Here is a 25,923-nt window from a genome sequence, read left to right as displayed (position 1 = left end):
ATTAAGCCGTTATACGCAATCGCCTAACAAAGGTTTAATTTCAAATTAAAAAATTGATAAATCTTTCGGAGCGGCTTTAATACAAGCGCGACTACAGGAATTAAAATGCTATTGTTCTTCATAGCTTTTAAATCAAAGCCCCATGCCTTAAACCTGTTTTTTAAACTTCTGTTACTTACACCACCATCCTGCATAATTACCATAACTTTGTTTAAAAAAAAACTCTCTGTTTTATGCTGATGCATAAATCTTACCATCAATTCGTAATCGGCAGCAGACCCGTACTCAAGACTGTAAAAACCAAACTTTTCAAATAATTCCCTTTGGCAATAAAAGGTAGGATGCGGGGGCATAAATCCCCAATTAAAGGAATTAGCACCACATTGTTTAGAATTCCAGTTACGTTTAATTTTACCATCGGGATGCACGTATGTTAAATTTCCATAAACTATTTCTGTACTACTCTCTTTAAATACCTGAGATATTGCTGATAAAACATCAGCATCAGCCAAACGGTCGTCGGCGTTCAGGGTTCCTATAATTTGACCGGTAGCCAGTTTAATCCCTTTATTCATGGCATCATATATGCCTTTGTCTGGTTCTGAAACAAAAATGTTAATTGATGAGCGGTGCCGGTTAATTATTTGGAGTGTGTTATCAGTTGATCCGCCGTCGATAACTATATATTCAATATCGGGATATTTTTGGCTGATAACGGATTCGATACATCTGGCAATTGTATCCTGCGCATTATAAACAACTGTGATTACTGATATCTTCAAACCCTAAAATTGAAAAAATACACCGTGGTTATACCCGCAAATTGTGTAATTTTGAAATTATATACAATTATAACACATTAAGCATAAGTTATCGTCGCGATGCGTATAATAATCTATTTTTTTTCTTTCTTTTTTATAGCACTTGTTTTAACCTCCTGCTCGGGCAAACAATATCAGGTGCTTTTTGAACAAAAGGTTGCCAATACCGACACATCGCAAAGCAGGAATAATGATTTGATTAACTATCATATAAAACCGCAGGATATGCTGCAAATCAGAAACCTGCAAAATATCAAATACATAGTTGATGAAAATCCGGCGCCATCGGCTACGGGCGGCGGCGGAAACGCCGGCGCCGGCCAGGTTTACCAGGTAGATGAAGACGGCTCAGTAGCCCTCCCTATTATTGGCCACGTAGCTGTTGCGGGGCTTACCCGCGCGCAAGCTGCAAAACTTATTGAGGACCTTTACCGTAAAAGCCTGCTTAAAGACCCAATAATTGAATTAAAAATTACGAATTTGAAGGTAACTTTACTTGGAGAATTTAAGGGACAGGGTAATTTCCCGTTAGTAAAAGACAGGACTACTTTGGTTGAAATGATTGGACAAGCCGGGGGCCTTTCAGACAAGGCGAATGAAACAAATATAAAAATTATACGCGGCGACCAATTGAACCCGCAGGTGACCTACATTAACCTACGGGATATACAATCAATAAACGACCCAAGAGCCATACTTCAAAACGGCGATATTGTTTATGTATCCCAGAACAAGCGTTCAATACGCAACGAAAATTTGCAAAATGTATCAACCCTTGTACAGCCTATATTGCTTTTATTTAATACGGCCTTAGTAATATTATCGCTTTCACGCCGCTAATGGAAGAGACAGAAAAATTTCAAAGAAAACTCCCCAATCAGGAAATTGATTATTTTAAGATCGGCAAAATATTGCTGAGCCGCTGGTACTGGATAGCAGCATCTGTAAGTATTGGGGTAATTATATCCTATACCTATTTATGGTATACACCCAAAACCTACGCAACATCCGGAACGCTTAAAATTGAAGAAAAAAAGTCAGAAGTATCTGACCTGATAACCGTTATGACAGTGCCCGAGCGCGGGCCCTCAAAAATACAAAGCATCACATCGGTACTGCAAAGCCGCAACGTTATACTTAGCGCCATTAAGGACATTGATTACCGGGTAAGCTTTTATCTGTCGGGCCGTGTACGCACTACCGAAACTTACCCATCCAAGCCGCTAAATATTCAATTAATAAAATTTGATAGCTTAAATTTTTTTCACGAACAAATTAGCTACAAACCTATTGACCGGCAAACATTTAGCCTGAGTTATAAAGCTGGCGATAAAGAAATAAAAAACAAGTACCAGTATAACAGCCCTGTTACAATTGGCAATACAAGCTTTAATATAAAATACCCGGGGGCTATTGATAATAGCACAATTTACATTTTTAACTTTAATATTCCCGAGGATTACATTGGCCGGGTGCAGGGTGGCTTAAGGGCCGGAGAAACCGGAAAAAACACCAACATCCTTTCTATCCAGGAAACCGACTCGAACCCGCAGTTTGCAGCTGATGTACTTAACAATATCATGAAGGAGTACGTTATTTTCGATCGTAACCAAAAAGCGCAATCGGCTTCGCAAATGATCGATTTTATTGATAGCCAGCTATCTTTCCTGTCAAACGAGGTAAAGGGATCCGAAAGCTCGATAGAAAAATATAAAAACAAAAATAAGATACTTGATGTAAACTCGGCATCAACCTCATCTGCCACAAAGGCTGCCGAGATTGAATCCAATAGGTCATTACTAAAAATTCAGCTCATTTCCCTCGATCAGCTTAAAGATCAAATCACAAAAGAAAAGGATAATGTAACATTGAATTTCAGCGCCGGCGGAACTGATTTACCGGCACTTAATGCACTTATAAGCAAATTAGATGGATTAATATCAGAAAGATCCACCTTATTAAAAACATTTACCCCAAACTCACAGCCATTACTGGATGTTAACCAGCAAATTTTACAAACCAAGCTCACTGCACTAAACAACATAAAGGGCATTCGTAGCAGCATTGAAAAAAACATTGTTTATCTGGATAGCCAGTTATCGCAGGTAAATCAAACCATAATGGCTTTACCTGCTGCCCAGCGCGACCTGGTAAGCTTGCAAAGGGATTTTGAGATTAATGACAAGGTATACTCATTCTTATCTGAGAAAAAACTTGAAGCCCAGATAAGCCGTGCCGGAATTTTGCCTGGTGCTACCGTAATTGAATTTGCCCAGCCCAACTTTAACGCGGTATCGCCAAATGAACATGATATACATCGGTCGGCAATTATATTTGGCCTGGTAATTGGCCTGGGGCTTATTATTTTAATACGCGTTTTAAACCCATATATTTATGATAAGGAAACCATCGAAAGCCTTACCGCCATACCAATATTAGGTATTATCAGAAAATATCCCGAGGTAATTGATGAAAACAGCAGGCAGATTTTAGCCCTGAGTAAACCCAGATCTATTTTTGCTGAATCTGTACGTTCAGTTCGTACTAATCTGAGTTTTCTTGCCTCAGAAAAGTTGAGTAAAGTAATTTGCATCACATCTGAAGTTGCAGGTGAAGGCAAGTCGTTTGTAGCTGTAAATTTATCAAGTACTTTATCGCTTATTGATAAAAGAGTGATCCTTATAGGGGCAGATTTAAGGCGCTCACAATTACATAAAACTTTCCATGTACCTAATGACCTTGGCTTAAGCAACTATCTTGCCCATCAAAACCAGCTGGAAGATATTATATTACATTCTGAACAGGAGAATCTCGATTTTATTGTTTCGGGGCCTATACCTCCTAACCCGTCTGAATTGCTGCACAGCGACAGAATGATGGCACTGATAAGCCAGCTAAAATTAAAGTATGATATAATAATGATTGATACCGCACCTATTGGCCTGGTATCTGACGCTATCCCGTTGATCAGGGTAAGCGATATCAACGTTTTTGTAATCCGGTCAGGTAAGTCAAAATTCTATGCAGCTACCGTGCCACAGCGTATTGCACTGGAATATCACCTTGATAACACAGTGATAGTACTTAACGCCTTTGAAGAGGACCTTTTACACTCAAGATATTACACTACCAAATTTGGCGGAGACAATACAGGAACCCGGTACTACTATTATGCAGACTATAATGGCTATTCGGGATCCGGATATTATATGGACGACAAAAAAAATAAATGGTGGGATATACGGCAATGGTTTAAGTAAAATTTGCTTATTTAAAAAGGATGAATTTAAATGCAAGTTCAACAAAAAATTGGTACCCGGTTTATACTCAGCCACGTGCCGAAAAAAAAGCATTCCAGGCATTAACCGATAAAGGAGTTGAAGCCTACCTACCGCTGCATCGCCAGCTAAAACAATGGAGCGACCGTAAAAAATGGGTTGAAGAACCCTTTATTAAATCGTACATATTTGTTAACATTGCCCAACATGAGCAGGCTGATATATTAATGACAAAAGGTATATCAAGATTTTTATATTTCATGGGGAAGCCTGCATCAATGCCCACCCGCCAAATAACCGAGTTAAAGTTATTAATGGCCAGCCCTTATGAGTTAGAAATAACCGAAGAGAACCTGCAAACCGGGGAAAAAATCATGATAAAAGCCGGGCCATTAAAAGGGATGACAGGTGAAATAGTATCACAACGATCTCAAAAGCAATTGATATTAAGGCTCGAAAGTATTGGCTGCTCCATAATAGTTCATGTTGCAGCATCATACATTGAAAGATTTTAACTGAATTGTTATTTTTAAATAAATAGTAAAACCGGCCAATACAGGCAGGTAGCAATGATAAAGCTGTTTACATTTTAAAAAATATAAACAGCTAACTTATAATAAGTTACAAACAACGCCTGTAACTTACCGGGCGAAGCTATGAACAGATCAAATTACAAATGTGCCGGATAGCAGGAGTTATTAACAACCATTTGCACCCTCAACTAATCAGAGGGCAGGTTAAGGCCATGTGCCAGGCACTGCAACACGGTGGGCCTGATGACGAAGGCATATTTGTTGACGAAAAAAACAATCTTGTTTTTGGCCACCGCCGGCTATCTATTATTGATTTGAGTGCAAGCGGGCATCAGCCCATGGCCGATGTAAGGCAAAAAATATGGATAACCTTTAATGGTGAAATTTATAACTATCTTGAACTGAGGAATGAGCTTTTAACACTTGGGGTAGAATTTACTTCGGCTACCGATACCGAGGTTATAATAGCCGCCTACATGCAGTGGGGTACAGATGCGTTCGGCAGGTTTAGGGGAATGTTTGCCTTTGCATTATTTGATAGTATTAAAAAGCTTACCTATCTGGTGCGCGATACAGCCGGCATAAAGCCCTTGTATTATTTTATCCGGCCGGGCCAATTGAGTTTTGCATCAGAAACCAGGGCTTTCATTGCTGCAGGCATAACTACAGAGAATGAGGCCGCGTGGCCAGTTCGTTTTTTAGCATTTGGTCATGTGCCAGAACCTTACACTATCCTAAAAAACGTATTCAGCCTTGCCAAAGGCCATTATTTATGCTGGAATCACGCGTCGTCTACCCATGTTATTAATACCTACAAAATAGCCGGACAAACTAAGGATCAGATAACCGACACCTACGAGGCACAGCACTTCATCAAACAAACGTTAATGAACGGAGTTCACCGCCAGCTTATAGCTGACGCACCCTTAGGTGTATTTTTAAGTGGCGGAACGGATTCCAGCCTGATTACCCTGTTGGCCGATAAAGAAAAAAAGGAGCAACTTAAAACGATATCCATTTTTTTTAATGAGAAAAGCTACGATGAACAAGCCTATCAGCGCCTGGTACTGGATAAAGTAAGTGGTCAAAATTTCCCGCACCTGGTACAGCAACAGGATTTTGAAAACCACCTGCCAGAGATTATCAGCGCTATGGACATGCCAACTACGGATGGCATTAATAGTTGGTTTATCAGTAAATACGCTCATGAGGACGGCTTGAAAGCAGTGCTATCGGGCGTTGGAGCCGATGAATACTTCGGTGGCTATCCGTCATTCAACAGGATCAGGTATATCAGGCATTTAAAAAAAATTCCGCCTTTCCTTTTCTCTGCCGCTCATGGTTTACTGCCAGATCCCTACAAAAAGCTTACCTTTTTGGCCAATAAGCACCCCATAGCCGATTACCTGCTGTTGCGGGGATTATTTTCGCCGGGCGATATAGCCCGCACTCTTGATATGGGCGAAAACGAAGTGAGAGATATTCTTTTCAACGGCATCAATGTACCTGAAAATTATAACTATGATGCCAAACAAGCATCGTGGTTTGAAACAAACCTGTACATGCAAAACCAATTACTAAGGGATACCGATGTTATGAGCATGAATCACGGACTGGAAGTGAGGGTGCCTTTTTTAGATGAGGATTTTACAAACCTGGCCGAACGCATTTCTCCTTCAATACGCTTTAGCCAGCAGCAAGCTAAAAAGGTACTTATAGATAGTTTTAGCGATTTACTGCCGCAAGCAGTTTGGAACAGGCCCAAAATGGGCTTTAGCTTTCCTTTACAACGCTGGATGGGCGAATATAACCCCATAAGCGACAGCGCCCTGTACAAAGGCAAGCTGGCACAAAACACAATTAAAAAGTTTAAGAACAACCAAATCCACTGGTCTAAAGCTTTTGCACTTTACCAGATACAACCTTATGTCTAAAAAAGTAATCTTATTTACATTGCAGACGTTTAGCAGCACAGGTGGTATCCAAAAAATGACCCGCACATTGGGGCATTCGTTATATCAACTATCGCAAAATATTAACTGGAATTTTGAGCTATGGTCGGCGTACGATAAACCAGATGATCTGATGCCTCAATACCTGCCAGCCAGTGCGTTTAAAGGCTTTGGTGTAAACCGTGTAGGTTTTGTTTTAAAAGCCATAAGCAGGTCTGTAAAACCCGATATAATTATTTTAAGCCACATAAACCTTGCGGTTATTGGCTTATTTATAAAATTAGTTAACCCCAAATGCAAGGTATGGGTTATTGCGCATGGCATTGAGGTTTGGCGACCGCTTTCGTTGGTTAAGGAATATTTGCTAAAACGTTGCGACAAGGTTGTGTGTGTAAGTAATTTTACCCGCGGGCAAATGATAGTAAGGCACAACCTGAACCCGGCTATTTGCGATGTTTTAAACAATGCCATTGATCCTTTTATGAAATTGCCCGCCAATTTTCAAAAGCCGAAGTACTTGTTGGCACGCTATAAATTAAACCCAACCCAACCGGTAATTTTTACGCTAACCCGCCTGGCATCTACCGAGCAATATAAGGGATACGAGCATGTGATACGGGCAGTAAGTAAAATAAAAAGCAGTTACCCCGATATTAAATATATACTGGCAGGTAAATATGATAATGAGGAAGAGGATAGGATTAATAAGCTGATAGTGCAGCACGATGTAGCCAGCCAGGTAATATTAACCGGTTTTATTGAGGAGCCGGAGCTTTCTGATCATTTTTTACTGGCCGATATGTTTGTACTGCCAAGCAAAAAAGAAGGTTTTGGCATTGTGTTTATTGAAGCCCTGGCCTGCGGCCTGCCTGTTATTTGCGGCAATGCCGACGGCAGCATTGATGCCATAAGGAACGGCGAACTGGGCAAAGCTATTAATACCGATGATCCCGCCCAATTATATAAATGTATAACCGAATTCTTGGAGTCGCCGCTTACACCGGCAAAACGAGAAAATTTACAAAAAAAATGTTTGATGTATTTTAATGAGACGGACTATATGAACAAATTACACCTACTATTAAACGAATGAGTATACATACCAACGAAAAGTGGGATATTGAATTAACGCCGCACAGCAGCTTACTCGATTTAAAGCTTAATGACGTATGGCATTACCGCGATTTACTTATACTGCTGGTACGGCGCGATTTTGTTTCTTTTTACAAGCAAACCATACTTGGGCCGCTTTGGTTTTTTATTCAGCCGGTGTTCACCACCATCATATATACTTTTGTGTTTGGTAACCTGGCTAATATATCTGCCGATAATTTAGATAAACCTTTGTTTTATATGGCAGGTATTACAGCATGGAATTACTTTGCCGATTGCCTTACCAAAACATCAACGGTATTTGTAACAAATGCTGGTTTATTTGGCAAGGTCTACTTCCCCCGGTTAATTGTTCCGTTAAGCATTGTGGTTTCTAACCTGATCCGTTTTGCGGTTCAGATGGTACTTTTTCTGTTAACCATGATTTTTTATTCTATCCATGGCTCCAATGTTCATCCCAACATTTACCTGCTGCTGTTTCCGTTTTTATTAGTGTTAATGGCCATGCTGGGGTTAGCGCTTGGTATGATCATATCAGCATTAACCACAAAATACCGAGACCTGAGCTTTTTAATCACCTTCGGCATCCAGCTTATGATGTATGGTACTACCGTTATATATCCTTTATCTGCGGTAAAAGCAAAATACCCTCAATATGCCTGGCTTGTAGAATACAACCCAATGACACCTATCATAGAAGCTTTCAGATACGGTTTTTTGGGCAAGGGAACATTTACAATGCTATCGCTGGGCATAACCACCCTGATAACTACTGCTATACTTTTAGCGGGAATAATAATTTTTAACCGCGTTGAACGCACCTTTGTTGATACTGTATAAATATGCCGCCGGTAATTAAAATAGATAACCTTTCAAAAGCTTACCAGTTAGGCGAAATAGGCACCGGGACCTTATCCCGCGACCTTGAACGTTACTGGGCCAGAATCCGCGGCAAAGAAGATCCCTTTTTAAAAATAGGCGAGGTTAATGATCGCTCGAAAAAAGGAGACAGCGACATTGTGTGGAGTTTAAAAGATATCCATTTTGATATTGAGCAAGGCGACGCCCTCGGCATTATAGGCCGGAACGGCGCAGGCAAAAGTACCCTTTTGAAAATCCTGAGCCGGGTTACTGCTCCCACAACCGGCTCGGTAAAAATAAAAGGCCGTATAGCCAGCCTGTTAGAAGTTGGTACCGGGTTTCATCCCGAACTGAGCGGCCGCGAAAACATTTACCTTAACGGTGCCATCCTGGGAATGCGCAAAGCCGAAATAAAACGAAAGTTTGATGAAATAGTTGATTTTTCGGGCGTAGAACGATATGTTGATACCCCGGTAAAACGCTACTCATCGGGCATGTATGTGCGCCTGGCTTTCGCCGTAGCTGCTCACCTCGAATCAGAGATTTTAATAGTAGACGAGGTATTGGCCGTTGGCGATGCCGAGTTCCAGAAAAAATGCCTGGGCAAAATGGGCGATGTAAGCAAAGGCGAAGGACGAACGATATTATTTGTAAGCCATAACATGGCAGCCATTCAAAAGCTTTGCAAACATGGCATGCTGCTTGAAAACGGCAAGCTCATTTGCATTGATAAAACAGAAAATGTTATTGACCGGTACCTGCAGGATTCAAGGATAAAAAAAGCGGTGTTCGAAATTCCTTTACCGGATAATGCCGATGAATTAATTGGCTACGCTTCCCAAATACAAATTGAAAATGCCAATGGCGATGTTATCCAGGAGATACCGGTTGGCCAGTTTTGGCAAATACGTGTATTTTTTAAGATCAATAAAAAAGCAGAACACTTTATTATCGGGATGGGGATCAATAATTTTATCGATGTCAACATCAGGACCAGCTGGAGCGTAAAGATGGATCTGGAAGAGGGCTGCTACCAGGCCATTTTTAAAGAAACAGATTTGATACTGGCACCAGGTAATTACAACGTTACGATAGGGTTATCTAACTATGAAAGACCAATTCATTACTTGGAAAATGCTGCATCATTTATGATATCTGAGGTAACGGATGCATTTATGGATAGTTCCATCATCAGAACAAACAACGTTGGATTAATCCTGAACCCTATGCAGGTAGCTATTTCGTCATTACAATAACGCATACGATGAATTTATTAAAAAAAATATACCGGAAAATATTTAACAACAATGGCCCACAGGCCAATACAGTTATAAAAGACTGGGAAGCAGCGGGCAAACCTGTTCCGCCACCGCACATAGTAAAACAGGGCATTATCAAGGCGCTTAAAGATGCCTCTCAATATGAATTGTTTGTGGAAACCGGGACATACCTGGGCGAAATGGTGGTTGCTCAGAGTAATAATTTTAAAAAAATATATTCCATTGAGTTGGGCGAAGATTTGTATCGCGATGCTGTGAAAAAATTTGAACAGCAAAAGCATATCACCATCTTACAGGGCGATAGTGGCAATGTTTTAGTAAAATTAGCACCAACCATTAATGAGCCTGCTATTTTTTGGTTAGATGGACATTATTCGGCAGGCATAACAGCCAAGGGGGATAAAGATTGTCCCATTTATGAAGAGCTAACCGCCATATTCAGTTCAAAGCCCCTTGATCATATTTTATTAATAGATGATGCCCGCCTGTTCGTAGGCCAGGATGATTATCCCACTATTCCCGAGCTTACTGCTTTTATAAAACAGCACAGGTCATCGTCAATAATAGAGGTGGCCGATGACATCATTAGCGTATTTCTAAAATAACCCTAATCGGGGTGGGCTACAACCTTTACCATAAGACTGATGATCAAAAAAATCTTTCGTTTAATAAAAAATAAAAAAAGTCAAAAAGATTACAGGCTTGATTCATTTTTCAACGACTATGATAGTTTTGAAAAACTCGATGTTCAGAAAAGGTTTCCGATGTCGAAAAGCGAAATTTATCCCTGCCTGGATGATAATACCGGCGTCACCCCTTTTGATGCTCACTATGTTTATCATCCGGCATGGGCAGCAAGGATCATCAGGGATATTAACCCGGCATTGCATGTAGATATTTCATCTACCCTCCATTTTTGCAGTATGATCTCGGCTTTCATAAAAACCGAATTTTATGATTTTCGCCCGGCAAAGTTAAATCTCGACAATTTAAGTTGTCTTGAAGGCGATTTAACAAACCTGGCATTTGAATCAAACAGTATTGCAAGCCTGTCATGCATGCATACTATTGAACATATAGGCCTTGGGCGTTATGGCGATCCTTTAGACCCCGATGGAGATATTAAAGCTATAAATGAATTACAAAGAGTATGCGCAGTAAATGGCGATTTACTTATTGTTGTGCCGGTTGGCGTAAAAAAAATACTTTTTAACGCGCATCGTATTTACAATCCATTTGATATCGTAAACTACCTGGATGGCTGCACGCTAAAAAAGTTCTCGCTCATAAATGATGCCGGTGAATTTATTGATGATGCGGATATGGAAAATGCTGCCGAACAAAAATATGGTTGCGGCTGCTATTGGTTTAAAAAACAATAATGATCATCATAAAACTGCAGGGCGGCCTTGGCAACCAAATGTTTCAATATGCCGCGGCCAGGAGCATAAGCGGTGACAAACCTGTATACTTTGATCTGAATTTTTTGAGCGCCAATACCACAAGCACCAGCACCCTTACGGCAAGGCATTTTGAACTGGCTATTTTTAACAATATCAGGTTTAAAACGGCAAACAGGTTTATGAAGCCTTTAATTGAAAGCAGGAAAGCTATTTACAGGTATATTAAACGCATCCTGATGCCGCGGGCAGTATTCATTTGCCAAACAGAAAATAATGAGTTTATTAATCTTCAGGAAATAACCTCTGCTACAATATATTTAGATGGTTATTTTCAGAATGAAAATTATTTTAAATCAATAAGAGAACAACTTTTACTCGATTTTAAGTTCCCTTCCCTAAACGGGGCCGGCAAAAAAAAGAGAGCGATACTCGAAGCACAAAACCCGGTAGCCCTGCATGTACGCCGCGGAGATTATTTAAGGCCCGAAGTAGAAGCATTTCATGGCATATTGCCCTTATCTTACTACCAAAAGGCAAAAGATAAATTAGAAATGCAGGTGAGCAACCCTCATTATTTTGTTTTTTCGGATGACCCGGAATGGTGCAGATTAAACTTTGGTTTCCTGGGCGATAACGTCACTATTGTTTCAGAAACCGCGGCCAACACCTGGGAAGATATGTATTTGATGAGCCTGTGCCACCACAACATCATAGCCAACAGTAGTTATAGCTGGTGGGGGGCCTGGTTAAATACCAACCCCGGTAAGGTAGTTATTGCGCCCTATAACTGGTTTGTATCCGCTAAAGCAGACATTGTTCCGTCAAATTGGATAAAAATTTAGTTTCTGTAATAATGCCTGCTTACAATGCGGCCAATTATATTGCCGAAAGTATTGAAAGCGTTATCAATCAATCATATCCTTACTGGGAGTTGCTTGTTGTCGATGATGGCTCGACAGATGATACAGCCGCTATAATAAAGCGGTTTGAGCTTACCGATCAAAGGGTTAAATACCTGTTTCAACAAAACGGAAGGCAGGGAAAAGCCCGTAACCTGGGCATACAAAACAGCGGGGGCAAATACATAGCCTTTTTAGATGCCGATGATAAATGGACAAGCGATAAGCTGACTATCCAAACAAAACTTTTATCGGCAGATACAAACACCGATTTGCATTTTGCGCAAGGTTATAGCCTTACCGGCAACCAGGTTGAAGACTATGATGTTGATGTAAAGCCAATTTGGAATAGTAATAATTTTATCGATTTTGTTCAGCAAAACCGCATCCCTATCCTTTCGGTATTGATAAAAAAAGAAGCGTTATTGCAGGCAGGCGGATTTACAGAAGATGAAAATATCCAAAACGTAGAAGATTACCATCTGTGGCTAAAACTCCTTATCAGCAATAAAGTGTTTAAATCAACGGCCGACAGGCTTTTTTACTACAGGATACATACCAATCAATCAACCTTTCAAAATCAAAATACTGCGGCACCCATCTTTCATGTTTACGGCAATTTGCTTAAAACATGCCAGGATGATAAAGTAGGGCAGATACTCATGGGCAAACTAAAATGGTACATATTCAGGCCAGAATTCCATGCTGAATGTCTTGAAATTATTATAACCCATCTTAACAACAAGGGCAAGGCTTTAATAGCCTTCATTATTAAAAAACTTTTTGCAGGGCCGGCGTATATACAGCAAAAGCTTGCATTTAAGCTTGTCTCTGTTTTTGGGTAGTTTTTACACCCAGGCCTATTATAATCCCATTCATTAAATCATGTATAAGTTATCAGTTATAATTTGCGTATTTAATGAAGAGCTGTGCCTAATTGATGCTTTACGATCGTTATACCACAATGATATTTATAAACAAACCGAGGTAATTGTTATTGACGATTGCTCAACCAACCCGGTTACCCTAAGGCTTTTAGATTTATTGGCCAGGTTTACTGCTTATAAAGTAATTCAAAGCGGGCAAAACCTGGGCTTATCCAACTCGCGTAACCTCGGTTTCGCAAACGCAACTACCCCCTACATATTGCCACTTGATGCCGATGATGTGTTCCCCGAACACGCCATTGATGATATTTATGCAGCATTTAACCAAAACCCGGAATTCGATTTTATAGCAGGCAATTATTACCTTAACGATTTACAAACCGGCCAAACACAGGTTGTGGATTGCAGTACCGTAACAACAGCCGGAACCATTGACATTAAAAAATTGGGGACCGATTGGAAACTGCTGGGCACAAGCCCATGCAAAAAAGCCACCTGGGAAAAAGTGGGCGGCTATAACCTCAAGTACTCGTACTCGGTACAGGATGTTGATTTTTGGATAAGGGTGATGGCAAGCGGTAGTAAAGGCTTTTACTTAAACAAGCCCGTTTACACCTGGAATAAGTCGGCAACGGGCATGAATATGAATTTCAACCGGCTTGATATGGTTAAGCTGATGGAAGATCACCGGGCGTTTTATTTACTGAATAACACCGCGGCCAGCCTGGATAACAGGATATTTGAGGCCTACTATCCTTATAAACAAAAAGGTGTATTGCTGCCTTTGGCAAAAAAATCTTTCCTGAGGCTAAAGCCCTTTAATAAGTTAAGATTGATCAGTTTTTATATTAAAACCATGTTCAATGGCGCTTAAATCTGCCAATCAGCCAAAAATCTCTATTATAATCCCTACGTATAATGCAGCCGGCACTTTAGCCAACTGCCTGGATAGCATTGTTAACCAGGATTATACTGATATAGAAGTATGGCTGATGGACGGACTATCTACAGACGACACATTAAGCGTTATTAAGCAATATCAGGCAGCGTTTCCTTACATAAACTTCGTATCCGAAAAAGACAACGGAATATATGACGCCATGAATAAAGGAATAGCCAGGTGCAATGGCGATTGGTTATACTTTTTAGGAAGCGACGATACCTTGTATAACAACAGCGTTATTTCATTGGTGGCAAATAAAATCGGCGAAATTAGCGATAAAGTTGTTTATGGCAATGTACTGATGCGTGGCCAAAATCAATGGAACCTGGACAATGTGGTATTTAACGGAGAATATGACATGGCAAAAATGATTAGCACCAATATATGCCACCAGGCCATTTTTTATCATAAAAGCATATTCCGGCTATTTGGCCATTACGATTTAAGTTATATTGCCAGTGCCGACCAGGAATTTAACTTAAGATGTTACGCCAGAACATCGTTTTCTTATATCGACTTAATAATAGCTAATTTTTTTGTTGGCGGCTACAGTACGGGGACCGTTGATCATAAATTTCACCGGGAAAGAGGTGCTATGCTTGTGAAATATTTCGGCAGCCGTATTTTTACCGGACCATTTACCCCAATGAGGTTATATTTAAAGCAGGCGGCGTTGTCAAAAGAGTCCTCGCTCAACTTATTTGACAGGATCTATAGCCTTTCGGCCTATATTAAATTGAAAGCCGCAGATGTATTAATGCACTTGCAAAAAAGGAGGAGTTTTGATGTTTAATACGCCCATTTTATTTATGATTTTTAACCGGCCTGATACAACAGAGCAGGTTTTTGCAAAAATACGCGGGCAAAAACCTAAGTTTTTGTTTATAGCCGCCGATGGCCCCAGGGCAAATCATCCAAACGATGCCCAACTGTGCCAGGCCACAAGAAACATAGCATTAAATATTGATTGGGATTGCGAAGTTAAAACCTTGTTCAGGGACGAAAATTTAGGTTGCGGAGTAGCGCCCGCCGGCGCTATCACCTGGTTTTTTGAACACGTTGAACAGGGGATAATCCTTGAAGATGATATAGATACCGATCCGTCGTTTTTTACCTATTGCGAAGAACTGCTTAATTATTATAAAAACGACGAGCAAATAATGCACATAAGCGGCAGCTACTTTTTTGCTGATATAAAACCTAAAGACACCGAAAACAGCTATTATTTTAGCAAACAGTTACACGGCTGGGGCTGGGCAACATGGAGGCGGGCCTGGAAGTTTTATGATTATGACATGAAAGATTGGCCATCATCAAATACCGATACGCAACTGAAAGCTTATTACGGCGATAATTACCCCTTTTGGAAAAATATTTTTACGAATATGCAATATAAAGGGAACGACATATGGGATTACCAATGGATATTTACCGTTTATAAGCAAAATGGCATTATTATAAACCCGACAGCAAATTTGACTAAAAATATAGGGTTTAATGCAAATGCTACCCACACAACCAACCCCAATTCAAATTACGCCAAATTAAAACTGGATGCTATATTGCACATCAACCATCCGGCCAACAGGGATATAAACATTGAAAACGACACACTTTACTATAAACACTATCTTGGTTTTGATTGGCGCGCAGAATTGGAAAAACAAAAACTTTCATGGAAATTAAAGAACAACTTAAAAAGGTTAAGAAGAAAGTTACTGAGCTTTTTAAGGTAGATAATAATGCGCTTTCGGTTAAAGATCAGCGCCTGCTTGAAAAACAGGGCCGGTTTCAACCGGTAGATGTAGCGTTTCACGGTAAAACAATAAAAATTGTTGATGCAGTCACATTTTTAGGTTCCTACGATGAAATATTTGTACATGGCATTTACAAATTTGAGCCACCCCAAAAAGAAATTACAATAATTGATTGTGGCGCCAACATTGGCCTTGCAACAATTTATTTTGCTATAAATTATCCTACTGCAAAAATTGTTGCTTTTGAGCCCGACCCCGACATATTCAACGTTTTAAAGCAAAATGCCGCCACATTTGGCAACGGCTCAATTATTTGCCACAATGAGGCCTTATCCAATCAGGATGCCATGTTAACATTTTGGCTGGAGGGTGGGCATTCGGGTATGCTTGTTCATGAGGCCGATGACAGGAAAACAGCACAGGTAAAGGCAACGCGCTTAAAATCATTCCTGGGCACGTATGAAAGCATAACGTTTTTAAAAATTGATATAGAGGGAGAAGAAATTAACGTAATACCAGATATAGCCGACGAGCTAAAAAAAGTTGATTACCTGTTTTTAGAATATCACTCTTTTATTGATAAACCACAGGATCTTGAATTGCTGTTGAGTTATATAACTGCAGCCGGTATGCGTTATTACATTAAAGAGGGCTCGCACAAATTGTATCCGTTTATTAGCAGAGAAATATTTTTAGGTATGGATATGCTGATCAATATCTTTTGTTACCGAAGCCAACCTGTTGATACCTTAACGTCATAATGAGTAGCCTTGTAGCAGTAGTTATTCCTATTTATAAAAAAAAACCGGATAATAATGAGCTGATGTCATTGAAACAATGCCTATCTGTTTTAAAAAACTATCCAATCATCTTTCTGGGGCCCCCCAATTTAGATGCTGCCGTTTACAGGGATGTTTGCGATAATATCCCTTTTAAAATGATTACTTTTGATGAGTTATACTTTGATAGTGTTGCCGGGTATAATCAATTGATGCTATCGCCCGATTTTTATAAACGATTTTTTGACTATAAATTCATTCTTATTTACCAGTTAGATGCCTATGTTTTTAAAGATGAGCTAACATACTGGTGCAATCAAAATTACGATTTCATTGGCGCGCCGCACATACCGCATGAAAACCAGGCCGCCGGCATTCAATTTTTAAAGGGATATTCAAAATTCATAACCTTTATTAACCGTGTTTTTAAAACAAAGCGTAAAATAAGCAATGTTGGCAACGGGGGGTTTTCTTTACGGAAAACCAAAACCTGCTATTGGTTGCTCAACATACTAAAAGGAAAAGTTAAAGCCTGGGGCACCCATAACGAAGATGGCTTTTTTAAATATTGGGGCAATATATTTTATCCGCTTTTTAGATTACCTGCCGATGAGCTGGCCCTGCGGTTCTCGATAGAAGAATCGCCGGCACTGTCATTAAAAAAGCTCAATGACCAACTACCTTTTGGCTGCCACGCTTTTGAAAAACATGAATGGGAAACCTGGAAACCGTTGATATTTAAAACCCATCAAACACCAAATTGAACCTCCCGCTTCCTGATCTTGCTGCATACCGGTCGTCATTCCAAAAAAAAGGAGTGACCTATCCTTTGCCTATAGTGCCACCTGCACAAGATGGCTTATTAAAACTATTGCCTGCTCCGCCGGAAGGTAAAACAGGCTGGCCCTGGACAGAAGAAAGCAGTGCTGCCGCTTACGATGCTAACACAACATGGCCTAAGTTAACTATTGTTACCCCCTCCTATAACCAGGGGCAATTTTTAGAGCAAACCATCCGGTCGGTACTGTTACAAAACTACCCTAACCTGGAGTATATAGTAATAGATGGCGGCAGCACCGACAACTCTAAAGATATCATTGAAAAATACTCGCCTTGGATCAGTTACCGGCAAAGCGAAAAAGATAATGGCCAAAGCCATGCTATTAACTTAGGCTTTAGCCTGGCATCGGGCTATTATATGGCCTGGGTAAATAGCGATGATTATTACCTGAAAGATGTGTTTTATTTAGTAACCCGCAGGTTTATTTCTACAAAGGTCGATTTTATATATGGCTATGCTTATAACTTTCATGTTAAAACAGTGCGGTTTGAACTTTTTAAGGTTATTCCATTATTAGATTATTTTATCCGCATCCCGGTGCTGCCGCAGCCGTCATGCTTCTGGGCTGCCCATATCCATCAACCTGTTAACGAGGCTTTGGAATGTTCTTTAGATTATGAGCTTTGGCTTCGCATCGTAAAAGGCAATTCGCGAAAGTTAATTAAACAACCACTCTCTGTAGCCAATGTGCACGAAGATGCCAAAACATCAAGCCCACGGCTGAATGCAGCACGGGAAAAAGACCACCAGCTCATTTGCAGCCAGGATGCCCACGGCCCTGTTTATGATTGGGATAAGAAGATATTGCTTCACCGGGTATACAACAGGATAGTTAACATTTTAGACAAGTTTAATCTTAAACAGAACCTGTGAAGGTTGTTTTTTGCGCTTACGATGGAAAAGATATTATTAACGGGATTAATACCTGGCTAATAAGATTACTGCCTGCTTTAGCTAATCGTGGTATTGAAGTAAGCGCGATTTTTATTGCCTGGGCAGCCGAAAAGGATTGCACAACAATTCCTAAATTAAGAGCGCTGGGTATAAAATGTACCGTAATACCAACCGCGCATTATACCGAAAAACAGGCCAACTGGATGCTCAGATATTTGCAGGCCGAAAACGCTGATGTATTTATACCCGGCAATATGGTGCCTGCCTTGCATGCCGCTAAGTGGGCAAATGAAGCCGGCATACCAACCGTTGCCGTACTACATAACGACGATGCCGAATACGCAGCCATAATTGATCAGTTTGTTGCCGAACCTAACGATACCAACCTAAGCGCCGTTGTTACCGTATCGGAAGCATTGTATAAAAGCGTTCAGGGACGCAATAAAAATATTAAATTATATAAAATACCCTGCGGTGCCCCTGTACCCAAACAGAAGGCTATATTAAAGCCCGGCACAACTTTTAAAGTAGTTTACATCGGCAGGATAGTTAAGGAACAAAAACGCATAGATGAAATAACAACCTGCTTTTGCGAGTGCGCACAAAACTTTCCTGATGTAGTTTTTTACATTTATGGATCGGGGCCCGATGCAGCTTTAGTGAACACTATTATTAACGCATATAACAACCCCGAAAATGTTTTTTTTGCGGGCAGCATCTTACCGGAAGATGTTCAACAGGTGCTGCTTTCCAGCCACACATTTGTACTGATGTCTGATTATGAGGGCATCCCTGTAGCTTTAATGGAAGCAATGGCCTGCGGCGTAGTGCCGGTTTGTAAATTGATCAATTCGGGAATACCGGAATTGGTACACGATGGCGCTACCGGCCTGTTTACAAATGGGACAAAAGGCCTGCTGTCGAAAATTGAATACCTCAAGCACAATCCCGGCAAGTGGGAGGAATTATCTTTAAACTGCCAAAAATTGATAACCGACCAATTCTCTTCGGATAAAAACCTGGCCAGTTGGACGGAGCTGTTTAACGATTTAGCAGGCAGGCAAAAAAAAAGAATCGCGATACCATCCAGGTTAAACCTGCCCCCGCCACACCCTTACTTTGAAGGGCTCGACAGAAGAGAGCCACCAATGCTGGTTAAGGCTTACAAAAAGCTGAAACGAATTTTGAACAACTAAACAGTGTATAGCTTATTAGTTCCCTGTTATAATTCAGAACGATTTATTGACGGCTTTTTAGCCAACATCAATAAATTGAACAAAGCTTTTGACGAGGTTTTGTTTTATGACGATGCAAGCATTGATAATACCGTTGCTATATTGCAGCAAAAGGGCTGCACCGTAATTAAGGGGGAGGTTAACCGCGGCCCTGGTTTCGCACGCAATTCACTCGCATCGGCGGCAAAAGGCCAATGGTTTCACTTTCATGATATCGACGATCTTTTAGATCCCGATTACCTGACAAAAACCGCCACTGCGGCCCAAACCGGCAATTCCGATGTGGTTTTGTGCAATGTTGACTGGTACAGCACCGATCAAAAAACCATTCTACTCAGCTGGAAATACTCCGATGAACAAATAAAACAAAACCCCGTTTCGTATACTATCGGCCACCCTATTGGCGGCATCAACGGTTTGTACCGGAAAGAGAAGTTTACAGCAGCTGGCGGCTTTGATACCAGTTTACGTATCTGGGAAGATGCCGATTTACACGTAAGGCTGGCCGGTGCAGGAGCAAAGTTTTGTGTTATTGAGGAGGTGCTTTCCATTTCTATCCGGTACTCAAACTCTGCAAGTGCAGATCAAACAGCTGGCTGGCTCACACGATTGGGACTTTTACAGGCTTATCAAAAGCAGTATACAGATAAAAAAGTTAGGGATATGGTAGGCCGCCAGGCGCAGCTGACAGCCAGTAAGCTAATCCTTTCGCGGCAATTTGACGCGGCGAAATCTGCCTTAAAATTAAGCGAGTTATCCGGATTAAAAGTCCCCGATAGTAAAAGCCCGGCATGGAGAATACTAAACACTATTTTGCCGGCATGGTTAAGAATTAAATTACGGATAGCACAACTCAAATTTGCATTTAAAAACAGCCCAAATGGCTGATATTGATCAAAAAACACATGCGATTTATGATACCAGGCTGGAGGGGCTGCGCGGCTTATGCGCATTGATTGTAATGTTGGCTCATTTTTTACTGTTTAACTTTTTTCATTCATTCAAAATTCCGGGGTTTAGCTTTTTCGCCCATCTTGAATTTGCGCATGAGGCAGTGCTTATCTTTTTTGTAATTTCGGGGTATGTGATGGGGATCAATCATCTTAACGAAAAGTACAACTTCGCCAACGTTGTATCATATCTTAAAAAAAGGGCGTTACGTCTTTATCCAATTTATTTGATCGCACTTTTAATCTCATTCACTTTTGATACCAACAACGGATTTTCGGTAACGCAGCTTATAGGCCACCTGTTTTTCACACAGGAGTTCCTGGTAAAAACTATCAGTTCAAATACAGTGCTATGGTCGCTTAGTTATGAAGTGGTTTATTATATTCTTTTTTTAGGCCTTTGGAAAAGCGGCAAAAACGTGCCTAAAGTTTGCCTGGTACTCTCCATAGCTATATTGATTTTTATTTCAATTGGCCCCGAACTGACCATTGTAAAATCCGTTTTGATAGGTTGGCTATTTTGGATGATGGGACTTTTTAGCTCACAACAGGAAAAAAAAACGGTAGCGGCAATTCGCGGAAAATGGGGTTCACTTTTCAGCTATTTCTCCATTATTTTATCGATTCATTTTTTGGGCACCGGTCAGCTTTTAATCCAGGCTTTACATTTCCATGGCAACTATGTTTTTAATGTCCAGATCGGAGATTTATTGTATTTGCTACCCTGCTTTATCATCATTGTAACTATCACAGGCCGAAGCGTAAAATACCTCCATGTAGCAAAGATTATTTCGTTCGCTATTCCGGCATTTCATATTTTTTTACTGGTGTATTTCAGGCACCACCTGTTATCAAATATCGACTGGGTATATGCAACTTTGTATTTTGTTTTGGCCGTTGTGTGCCTGCCCTTTAATTTCGCTACGAGCTTTTTTGAAAAGCTCAACAATGTAGGCCGTATTTCGTATGCACTGTATACATTCCATTTCCCGGTTTTTTATTTCTTGAATATTTTCCTGCAAAAGTATTTATCCGGTTTTTGGTTACTTTTTACGGGTTTGTTTTGCTGGGCAGTGATAACCATATTTTTATCTGTAGGCACCGAACGGGTTTTACAACCGCGTATAAAAAAGTATTTCTTTGCCAAAGCATAACTTTTAGTAATTTGAGGCTCATATGATAAAAACACTTTTAAAAAAAATATGGATCAGATGCTTCACCGGCAACCCATATCAAATTAAAAGTTTTACAGATTTGTACCGCCCGAAGATGGGCGAGGCTATCGACCGTCCCGAATCGCTTACCGGCATTTTACTGCATGAGCCGGGCCAACCAATAGCTTATGATTCACCACTTATAACTTACAACCAAACCGTTCCGTGGCAAATTATTGGAGAACAGCCAAGGTTTAAAACTAACGGTGTGTTTAGAGAACCCGAACGGTACCTGTACAGTATATCAAAGGGTACAGTTTGGTGCGCTGTGGGGTTGGTATACGATAGCCAGCGGAGATGTTTTATTGATGAGCCGGCAAAGGAGTGGACGGTTGATTTAAGTGACTCTGCTTTAACGAATATTGTCCATTTTCCCCAAAAAATATATCTTGAAGGCACTACCCTTTCCTGCCTTACCAATGGAGCCGACGGTGGTTTTTATCATTTTTTATTTGAATCGATAGTTAAAATCCATTTTGCCCTGCCGGTAATGAAATATGTGGATCATATCCTGCTTAACGGACCGGCAACAGACTGGAAATTAAAGTGGTTGCAAAGGGCAAACATCAATACCTCAAAAATAATCTGGACCGATAACACCCCGCATTACGAATGCGAGCAGCTGTTATTCACCGGCCGACTGGTTAATGATCAGCAAATAAACCCATGGAGTATTGCAGCGTTAAAAGCGCTGTTCAACATCGCACCAACAGATCAGTCTACGACACATAAAACAGTCTGGATCACTCGTAAAGGGGCCAGCTCAAGAGATATTGCATGGGAATACAAACTACCGGAGCACTTCCCCTCAATTGAAATTATTGACCTTTCGGGGCTTAGCGCTATCGAAACCATCGAAAAAATGCAGTCTGCCACACACATTATTGCACCTCATGGTGCAGGTTTAAGTAATATTTATCTGTGTAAAAAGGGCACACATATTTTAGAGTTATACCCCGGGGGAATGTCTTTTAAACCTTGCTTTCACAGGCTGTCGTCGGTATGCCAGCTGAAACATCATGTAGCCTGGCTTAATTTTGAAGATGAAAACGACGATAAACAGGGCCTTGCCTTTTTGAAAACATTATTGAATGATTTTGTATGTCAAAATTAATAAGTAGCCTGTATGTTATGTTCTTTAGGTTATTGGGGATAACTATTCATCAACCTGTAATTATAAAATCAAATACATTTTTGTCACGGGGCTTTTTGAACGGGCAAAAGGGGGATATTTCCATTGCCCGGCAATGTGAATTATCGCGTGGCGTAATTATCAAGGCATACGGCGGGATCGTCAACATACGCAAAAACACATTTTTAGGCGAGTATGTATGTATTTATGGCCATGGCGGGGTCGAAATAGGCGAAAACACCTTGATTGCAATGCATACGTGTATTGTTAGTGCCAACCATACCATTCCCGATAAGGACACTTTAATCCGTTCGCAGGGCGATATTTTGCTGCCTGTTAAAATTGGCAACGACGTTTGGATAGGTGCCGGGGTAAAAGTTTTAGGCGGTGTTACCATTGGCGATGGCTGCGTTGTTGGAGCCGGCTCGGTGGTTACCAAAAACCTGCCGCCCTATGCTATAGCAATGGGTGTGCCTGCAAAAATAGTTAGTTACAGGAATGGCTGATATGTTAAGTGTTATTATCCCCACTTATAACCCCAACGAAACCCGGCTTGCCAAAACTTTAGCAGGTTTACAAAAGCAAAGCCTTCCATTGCAGGGGTGGGAATTAATAATAGTTGATAATAACTCCAGCTATCTCATTAATGCAGACCTTGGATGGCACCCTAATTATAAAATTGTTAAGGAAACAGCGCAAGGACTAACCTACGCCCGGTTAAAGGGCTTTAAAGAAGCCCAGGGGCAAGTTTTGATATTGGTTGACGACGACAATATATTGCAAGAGGATTACCTGCAAAACGCATTAAATACATTCCAGGAGCAACCCAAACTTGGTGCCATAGGTGGTAAATCACTTCCTGTGTTTGAAGGCAACCCGCCGGCCTGGTTGCCGGAGTTTTATTCAAGCCTTGCTTTACGCGATCTTGGCGACGAGGTGTTAGCTGCTTCGTGGGATCATAAATACCCGGCTTGCGCACCCATTGGCGCAGGAATAGCTATCAGGAAAGCAGCACTGAACACCTACATCAAAAAAATTGAAACACAAAAAAATGTTATCACCGATAGAAAAGGCGATTCCCTTAGCTCGGGTGGTGATAATGATATTGTTTTAGAAATACTGAAAGCAGGCTGGCATGTGGCCTATTTGCCCAACCTGGTATTGCACCATATCATCCCGGCTCAAAGAATGGAGGCCGGCTACATGGCCCGGTTAATCAACAACAGCAGTAACTCGTGGGTTCGGCTGCTGCAAAGCCACGGGATAAACCCATGGCCGCAAATTGCAGGATGGACAGTTTTGCCGCGTAAGGTAAAAGCCTGGTTTACTTACATGGCCTGGAAAAATAATGTAAACTACATCAGGTGGCAAGGCGCCTGCGGCACTTTTGATGGTTTGGCCAAACAATGAAAAGCTGTCATTTATCTATTTTAAATCAATATTTATAGGTGCTACAGTCTGTAATTAACGTTTTATATCGTTACCCTAAAGCCCGGCTAAATCACTTTAACCGTTTTGGGGGATATTTTAATTACCGCAGAATGTTGCAGGGGCAAAAACTGATGCAGCAGGCATCTTCTCATTTGCCTCCTGTTCAATCGGCAGCGGATGGCCTGGAGGTTTACTTTTTAACCGGGAAAAAGTACTTGTACCAAACACTGTTTTGCATCCGGTCATTAATAAAAGTCAGCCAAACTCCTTTTAAATTTATATTGGTTGATGACGGCAGCTTTGACGAACAGTTAATTAAACACATAAATACACAATTGCCCGGTGCCGGTATAGTGAACAGGCAAATGATAGATGAAAACCTTAACAAAATATTGCCAAAACACCAATACCCGGTTTTACACCACAAACGCCAGGTTTATCCGCATATTAAAAAACTGACAGATGTTCACACCATTCCTGGCAATAGCTGGAAACTCGTTTTAGATTCGGATATGATGTTTTGGGACAATCCTATTGCCTTAATTAATTGGTTAAAAGAGCCCGAGAAGCCAATATATATGCAGGATTGCCAGGAATCGTACGGCTATAGCAGGCAATTGATGGAACAGCTTTGTAAAAACAAAATCCCCGTCCTGCTAAACGTCGGCGCCATTGGGCTCAATAGCAGCGCGATAAATTGGGACAATTTAGAAAGCTGGACAAAGGGCTTGGAAGAAAAAGAAAGCAGTTCATATTACCTTGAACAAGCTTTAACAGCTATGTTATTAGCCAATGTTGATGCAGTGGTTTTACCGGCGGACGAATATATTGTTAATCCGGATACGAACAAGATTGACCATCATATTGGGACACTTCATCATTACGTAGATTTATCAAAAGAAGGATACTTTAAAAAAGCATGGAAAGCGATATAAATAAAAATATCCAATCCCTATGGATAGGCGGCCAATTATCAAAGGTTGAACAATTATGCATCCAATCGTTTATCGATCATGGGCACAATTTTCACCTATACGCCTATGAAGAAATAACCAATGCACCCAAAGGCACCATTATACTTGACGCAAGAAGTATTATTGGCGAAGACGCTATTTTTAAATATAAAAGCGGCTGGGGCGCCGGCTCGGTATCAGGCTTCGCCGATCTGTTCCGTTTGTTAATGGTTCAAAAAAACGGGGGCTGGTGGGTTGATATGGATATCATTTGCCTCAAAAAATTCGATTTTGAAGCCGATACCGTTTTTTGCTCAAGCTTTGAGGGCGAATACGATCAGCTGGTAAACAATTGCGTTTTTAAGGCCCCGAAGGATAGCGAATTTATTCAATACTGCCTTGACCAGATTGCGTTGATAGATCTTAAAACAATGCCGTTCGGGATGGCCGGTCCGTTTTTATTTCAAAAGGTGGTAAAGGAACTACAACTGGAAAAGTATGTACTGCCGTATAGTTATTTTAACCCTATTGCCTGGAAAAACGTAAGTACACTTATTTTGGGCAAGATGAACAAAGCCGACAGGATTAAGGAATTCATCAGACCCGTTTTGAAGCCCAATACAATGCCCGGCCGGAAAATTGGCCCCCATTCATACACCGTTCATTTTTGGAACGAAATATGGAATACAGGAAAGCTCGACAAAAACGGCGTGTACGACAGTAATTCATTGTTCGAGAAGTTAAAGCGTAAACACGGTATCAAATAA

The 25,923-nt window shown here is 40.8% G+C and carries 26 protein-coding genes; 25 read left to right on the top strand and 1 reads right to left on the bottom strand.

Going from position 1 to position 25,923, the window contains the following annotated elements; all coding sequences use genetic code 11:
• Nucleotides 1–23: 23 nt before the first annotated feature.
• Nucleotides 24–782: a glycosyltransferase family 2 protein gene (locus tag FSB76_RS19085; protein WP_147056095.1), complete on the bottom strand. Its 759-nt coding sequence runs from the start codon at nucleotides 780–782 to the stop codon at nucleotides 24–26.
• Between the two features lie 99 nt (nucleotides 783–881).
• On the opposite strand from FSB76_RS19085, the gene FSB76_RS19080 reads away from it, so the two are divergent.
• From FSB76_RS19080 to FSB76_RS18960, 25 genes are all read left to right on the top strand, one after another.
• Nucleotides 882–1,661: a polysaccharide biosynthesis/export family protein gene (locus tag FSB76_RS19080; RefSeq protein WP_147056094.1), complete on the top strand. Its 780-nt coding sequence runs from the start codon at nucleotides 882–884 to the stop codon at nucleotides 1,659–1,661.
• Nucleotides 1,661–4,081 carry a GumC family protein gene (locus tag FSB76_RS19075; RefSeq protein WP_147056092.1) on the top strand — a complete coding sequence of 807 codons (2,421 nt, stop codon included), beginning with the start codon at nucleotides 1,661–1,663 and terminating at the stop codon, nucleotides 4,079–4,081. Before FSB76_RS19080 ends, FSB76_RS19075 begins: the two co-directional genes overlap by 1 nt.
• A 20-nt stretch (nucleotides 4,082–4,101) precedes the next feature.
• Nucleotides 4,102–4,614 (top strand): UpxY family transcription antiterminator, encoded by a 513-nt coding sequence (locus FSB76_RS19070; RefSeq protein WP_147056090.1) that lies wholly within the window; start codon nucleotides 4,102–4,104, stop codon nucleotides 4,612–4,614.
• Between the two features lie 161 nt (nucleotides 4,615–4,775).
• Nucleotides 4,776–6,566, top strand: coding sequence for an asparagine synthase (glutamine-hydrolyzing) (asnB, locus tag FSB76_RS19065; protein WP_147056088.1), 1,791 nt, complete (start codon nucleotides 4,776–4,778; stop codon nucleotides 6,564–6,566).
• Nucleotides 6,559–7,677 (top strand): glycosyltransferase family 4 protein, encoded by a 1,119-nt coding sequence (locus tag FSB76_RS19060; protein ID WP_147056087.1) that lies wholly within the window; start codon nucleotides 6,559–6,561, stop codon nucleotides 7,675–7,677. The genes asnB and FSB76_RS19060 overlap by 8 nt, the downstream gene beginning before the upstream one ends.
• Nucleotides 7,674–8,537, top strand: a complete 864-nt coding sequence (locus FSB76_RS19055; RefSeq protein WP_147056085.1) for an ABC transporter permease — start codon at nucleotides 7,674–7,676, stop codon at nucleotides 8,535–8,537. Before FSB76_RS19060 ends, FSB76_RS19055 begins: the two co-directional genes overlap by 4 nt.
• A gap of 2 nt (nucleotides 8,538–8,539) precedes the next feature.
• Complete coding sequence (locus tag FSB76_RS19050; protein WP_147056083.1) at nucleotides 8,540–9,814, top strand: ABC transporter ATP-binding protein; 1,275 nt, start codon at nucleotides 8,540–8,542, stop codon at nucleotides 9,812–9,814.
• An 8-nt stretch (nucleotides 9,815–9,822) separates the two neighbouring features.
• Nucleotides 9,823–10,443: a hypothetical protein gene (locus tag FSB76_RS19045; RefSeq protein ID WP_147056081.1), complete on the top strand. Its 621-nt coding sequence runs from the start codon at nucleotides 9,823–9,825 to the stop codon at nucleotides 10,441–10,443.
• 39 nt (nucleotides 10,444–10,482) lie between these two features.
• Nucleotides 10,483–11,220, top strand: a complete 738-nt coding sequence (locus tag FSB76_RS19040; protein ID WP_147056079.1) for a DUF268 domain-containing protein — start codon at nucleotides 10,483–10,485, stop codon at nucleotides 11,218–11,220.
• Nucleotides 11,220–12,083, top strand: a complete 864-nt coding sequence (locus tag FSB76_RS19035) for an alpha-1,2-fucosyltransferase (protein WP_147056077.1) — start codon at nucleotides 11,220–11,222, stop codon at nucleotides 12,081–12,083. The genes FSB76_RS19040 and FSB76_RS19035 overlap by 1 nt, the downstream gene beginning before the upstream one ends.
• Before the next feature lie 11 nt (nucleotides 12,084–12,094).
• Entirely contained in the window at nucleotides 12,095–12,985 is an 891-nt protein-coding gene (locus FSB76_RS19030) for a glycosyltransferase family 2 protein (protein ID WP_147056075.1), read from the top strand.
• Between the two features lie 40 nt (nucleotides 12,986–13,025).
• Nucleotides 13,026–13,901 (top strand): glycosyltransferase family 2 protein, encoded by an 876-nt coding sequence (locus FSB76_RS19025; protein ID WP_147056073.1) that lies wholly within the window; start codon nucleotides 13,026–13,028, stop codon nucleotides 13,899–13,901.
• Nucleotides 13,891–14,763: a glycosyltransferase family 2 protein gene (locus FSB76_RS19020; RefSeq protein ID WP_147056071.1), complete on the top strand. Its 873-nt coding sequence runs from the start codon at nucleotides 13,891–13,893 to the stop codon at nucleotides 14,761–14,763. Before FSB76_RS19025 ends, FSB76_RS19020 begins: the two co-directional genes overlap by 11 nt.
• A 16-nt stretch (nucleotides 14,764–14,779) precedes the next feature.
• Nucleotides 14,780–15,706, top strand: a complete 927-nt coding sequence (locus FSB76_RS19015; protein ID WP_147056069.1) for a glycosyltransferase family protein — start codon at nucleotides 14,780–14,782, stop codon at nucleotides 15,704–15,706.
• Nucleotides 15,646–16,488 carry an FkbM family methyltransferase gene (locus FSB76_RS19010; RefSeq protein WP_147056067.1) on the top strand — a complete coding sequence of 281 codons (843 nt, stop codon included), beginning with the start codon at nucleotides 15,646–15,648 and terminating at the stop codon, nucleotides 16,486–16,488. The genes FSB76_RS19015 and FSB76_RS19010 overlap by 61 nt, the downstream gene beginning before the upstream one ends.
• A complete protein-coding gene (locus FSB76_RS19005; RefSeq protein WP_147056065.1) occupies nucleotides 16,488–17,270 on the top strand; it encodes a DUF5672 family protein in 783 nt (260 codons plus the stop codon). The genes FSB76_RS19010 and FSB76_RS19005 overlap by 1 nt, the downstream gene beginning before the upstream one ends.
• Nucleotides 17,267–18,220 (top strand): glycosyltransferase family 2 protein, encoded by a 954-nt coding sequence (locus FSB76_RS19000; RefSeq protein WP_225976248.1) that lies wholly within the window; start codon nucleotides 17,267–17,269, stop codon nucleotides 18,218–18,220. Before FSB76_RS19005 ends, FSB76_RS19000 begins: the two co-directional genes overlap by 4 nt.
• Entirely contained in the window at nucleotides 18,217–19,437 is a 1,221-nt protein-coding gene (locus tag FSB76_RS18995; RefSeq protein WP_147056063.1) for a glycosyltransferase family 4 protein, read from the top strand. Before FSB76_RS19000 ends, FSB76_RS18995 begins: the two co-directional genes overlap by 4 nt.
• 3 nt (nucleotides 19,438–19,440) lie before the next feature.
• Nucleotides 19,441–20,364, top strand: coding sequence for a glycosyltransferase (locus FSB76_RS18990; protein ID WP_147056061.1), 924 nt, complete (start codon nucleotides 19,441–19,443; stop codon nucleotides 20,362–20,364).
• Nucleotides 20,357–21,580: an acyltransferase family protein gene (locus tag FSB76_RS18985; RefSeq protein ID WP_147056059.1), complete on the top strand. Its 1,224-nt coding sequence runs from the start codon at nucleotides 20,357–20,359 to the stop codon at nucleotides 21,578–21,580. Before FSB76_RS18990 ends, FSB76_RS18985 begins: the two co-directional genes overlap by 8 nt.
• 22 nt (nucleotides 21,581–21,602) lie before the next feature.
• On the top strand, nucleotides 21,603–22,754 hold the full coding sequence (locus tag FSB76_RS18980) for a glycosyltransferase family 61 protein (RefSeq protein ID WP_147056057.1): 1,152 nt from the start codon (nucleotides 21,603–21,605) through the stop codon (nucleotides 22,752–22,754).
• The gene (locus tag FSB76_RS32850) at nucleotides 22,742–23,278 is read left to right on the top strand and encodes an acyltransferase (protein WP_147056054.1); all 537 of its coding nucleotides are present in this window, start codon (nucleotides 22,742–22,744) and stop codon (nucleotides 23,276–23,278) included. Before FSB76_RS18980 ends, FSB76_RS32850 begins: the two co-directional genes overlap by 13 nt.
• Entirely contained in the window at nucleotides 23,271–24,182 is a 912-nt protein-coding gene (locus FSB76_RS18970; RefSeq protein ID WP_147056052.1) for a glycosyltransferase, read from the top strand. The genes FSB76_RS32850 and FSB76_RS18970 overlap by 8 nt, the downstream gene beginning before the upstream one ends.
• 38 nt (nucleotides 24,183–24,220) lie before the next feature.
• Nucleotides 24,221–25,138: a glycosyl transferase gene (locus FSB76_RS18965; protein ID WP_147056050.1), complete on the top strand. Its 918-nt coding sequence runs from the start codon at nucleotides 24,221–24,223 to the stop codon at nucleotides 25,136–25,138.
• Complete coding sequence (locus FSB76_RS18960) at nucleotides 25,123–25,923, top strand: glycosyltransferase (protein WP_147056048.1); 801 nt, start codon at nucleotides 25,123–25,125, stop codon at nucleotides 25,921–25,923. The genes FSB76_RS18965 and FSB76_RS18960 overlap by 16 nt, the downstream gene beginning before the upstream one ends.

This window comes from Mucilaginibacter ginsenosidivorax (assembly GCF_007971525.1).
Taxonomy (GTDB): Bacteria; Bacteroidota; Bacteroidia; order Sphingobacteriales; family Sphingobacteriaceae; genus Mucilaginibacter; species Mucilaginibacter ginsenosidivorax.
The sequence above is the reverse complement of the archived record's forward strand: the minus strand, read 5'-3'. Positions and strand labels throughout refer to the sequence as shown.

Excerpts from the sequence above, each read along its gene's own strand:
- FSB76_RS19080 (WP_147056094.1), top strand. The coding sequence starts at position 882 with ATGCGTATAATAATCTATTTTTTTTCTTTCTTTTTTATAGCACTTGTT.
- FSB76_RS19075 (WP_147056092.1), top strand. The coding sequence starts at position 1,661 with ATGGAAGAGACAGAAAAATTTCAAAGAAAACTCCCCAATCAGGAAATT.
- FSB76_RS19070 (WP_147056090.1), top strand. The coding sequence starts at position 4,102 with ATGAATTTAAATGCAAGTTCAACAAAAAATTGGTACCCGGTTTATACT.
- asnB (WP_147056088.1), top strand. The coding sequence starts at position 4,776 with ATGTGCCGGATAGCAGGAGTTATTAACAACCATTTGCACCCTCAACTA.
- FSB76_RS19060 (WP_147056087.1), top strand. The coding sequence starts at position 6,559 with ATGTCTAAAAAAGTAATCTTATTTACATTGCAGACGTTTAGCAGCACA.
- FSB76_RS19055 (WP_147056085.1), top strand. The coding sequence starts at position 7,674 with ATGAGTATACATACCAACGAAAAGTGGGATATTGAATTAACGCCGCAC.
- FSB76_RS19050 (WP_147056083.1), top strand. The coding sequence starts at position 8,540 with ATGCCGCCGGTAATTAAAATAGATAACCTTTCAAAAGCTTACCAGTTA.
- FSB76_RS19045 (WP_147056081.1), top strand. The coding sequence starts at position 9,823 with ATGAATTTATTAAAAAAAATATACCGGAAAATATTTAACAACAATGGC.
- FSB76_RS19040 (WP_147056079.1), top strand. The coding sequence starts at position 10,483 with ATGATCAAAAAAATCTTTCGTTTAATAAAAAATAAAAAAAGTCAAAAA.
- FSB76_RS19035 (WP_147056077.1), top strand. The coding sequence starts at position 11,220 with ATGATCATCATAAAACTGCAGGGCGGCCTTGGCAACCAAATGTTTCAA.
- FSB76_RS19030 (WP_147056075.1), top strand. The coding sequence starts at position 12,095 with ATGCCTGCTTACAATGCGGCCAATTATATTGCCGAAAGTATTGAAAGC.
- FSB76_RS19025 (WP_147056073.1), top strand. The coding sequence starts at position 13,026 with ATGTATAAGTTATCAGTTATAATTTGCGTATTTAATGAAGAGCTGTGC.
- FSB76_RS19020 (WP_147056071.1), top strand. The coding sequence starts at position 13,891 with ATGGCGCTTAAATCTGCCAATCAGCCAAAAATCTCTATTATAATCCCT.
- FSB76_RS19015 (WP_147056069.1), top strand. The coding sequence starts at position 14,780 with ATGATTTTTAACCGGCCTGATACAACAGAGCAGGTTTTTGCAAAAATA.
- FSB76_RS19010 (WP_147056067.1), top strand. The coding sequence starts at position 15,646 with ATGGAAATTAAAGAACAACTTAAAAAGGTTAAGAAGAAAGTTACTGAG.
- FSB76_RS19005 (WP_147056065.1), top strand. The coding sequence starts at position 16,488 with ATGAGTAGCCTTGTAGCAGTAGTTATTCCTATTTATAAAAAAAAACCG.
- FSB76_RS18985 (WP_147056059.1), top strand. The coding sequence starts at position 20,357 with ATGGCTGATATTGATCAAAAAACACATGCGATTTATGATACCAGGCTG.
- FSB76_RS18980 (WP_147056057.1), top strand. The coding sequence starts at position 21,603 with ATGATAAAAACACTTTTAAAAAAAATATGGATCAGATGCTTCACCGGC.
- FSB76_RS32850 (WP_147056054.1), top strand. The coding sequence starts at position 22,742 with ATGTCAAAATTAATAAGTAGCCTGTATGTTATGTTCTTTAGGTTATTG.
- FSB76_RS18970 (WP_147056052.1), top strand. The coding sequence starts at position 23,271 with ATGGCTGATATGTTAAGTGTTATTATCCCCACTTATAACCCCAACGAA.
- FSB76_RS18960 (WP_147056048.1), top strand. The coding sequence starts at position 25,123 with ATGGAAAGCGATATAAATAAAAATATCCAATCCCTATGGATAGGCGGC.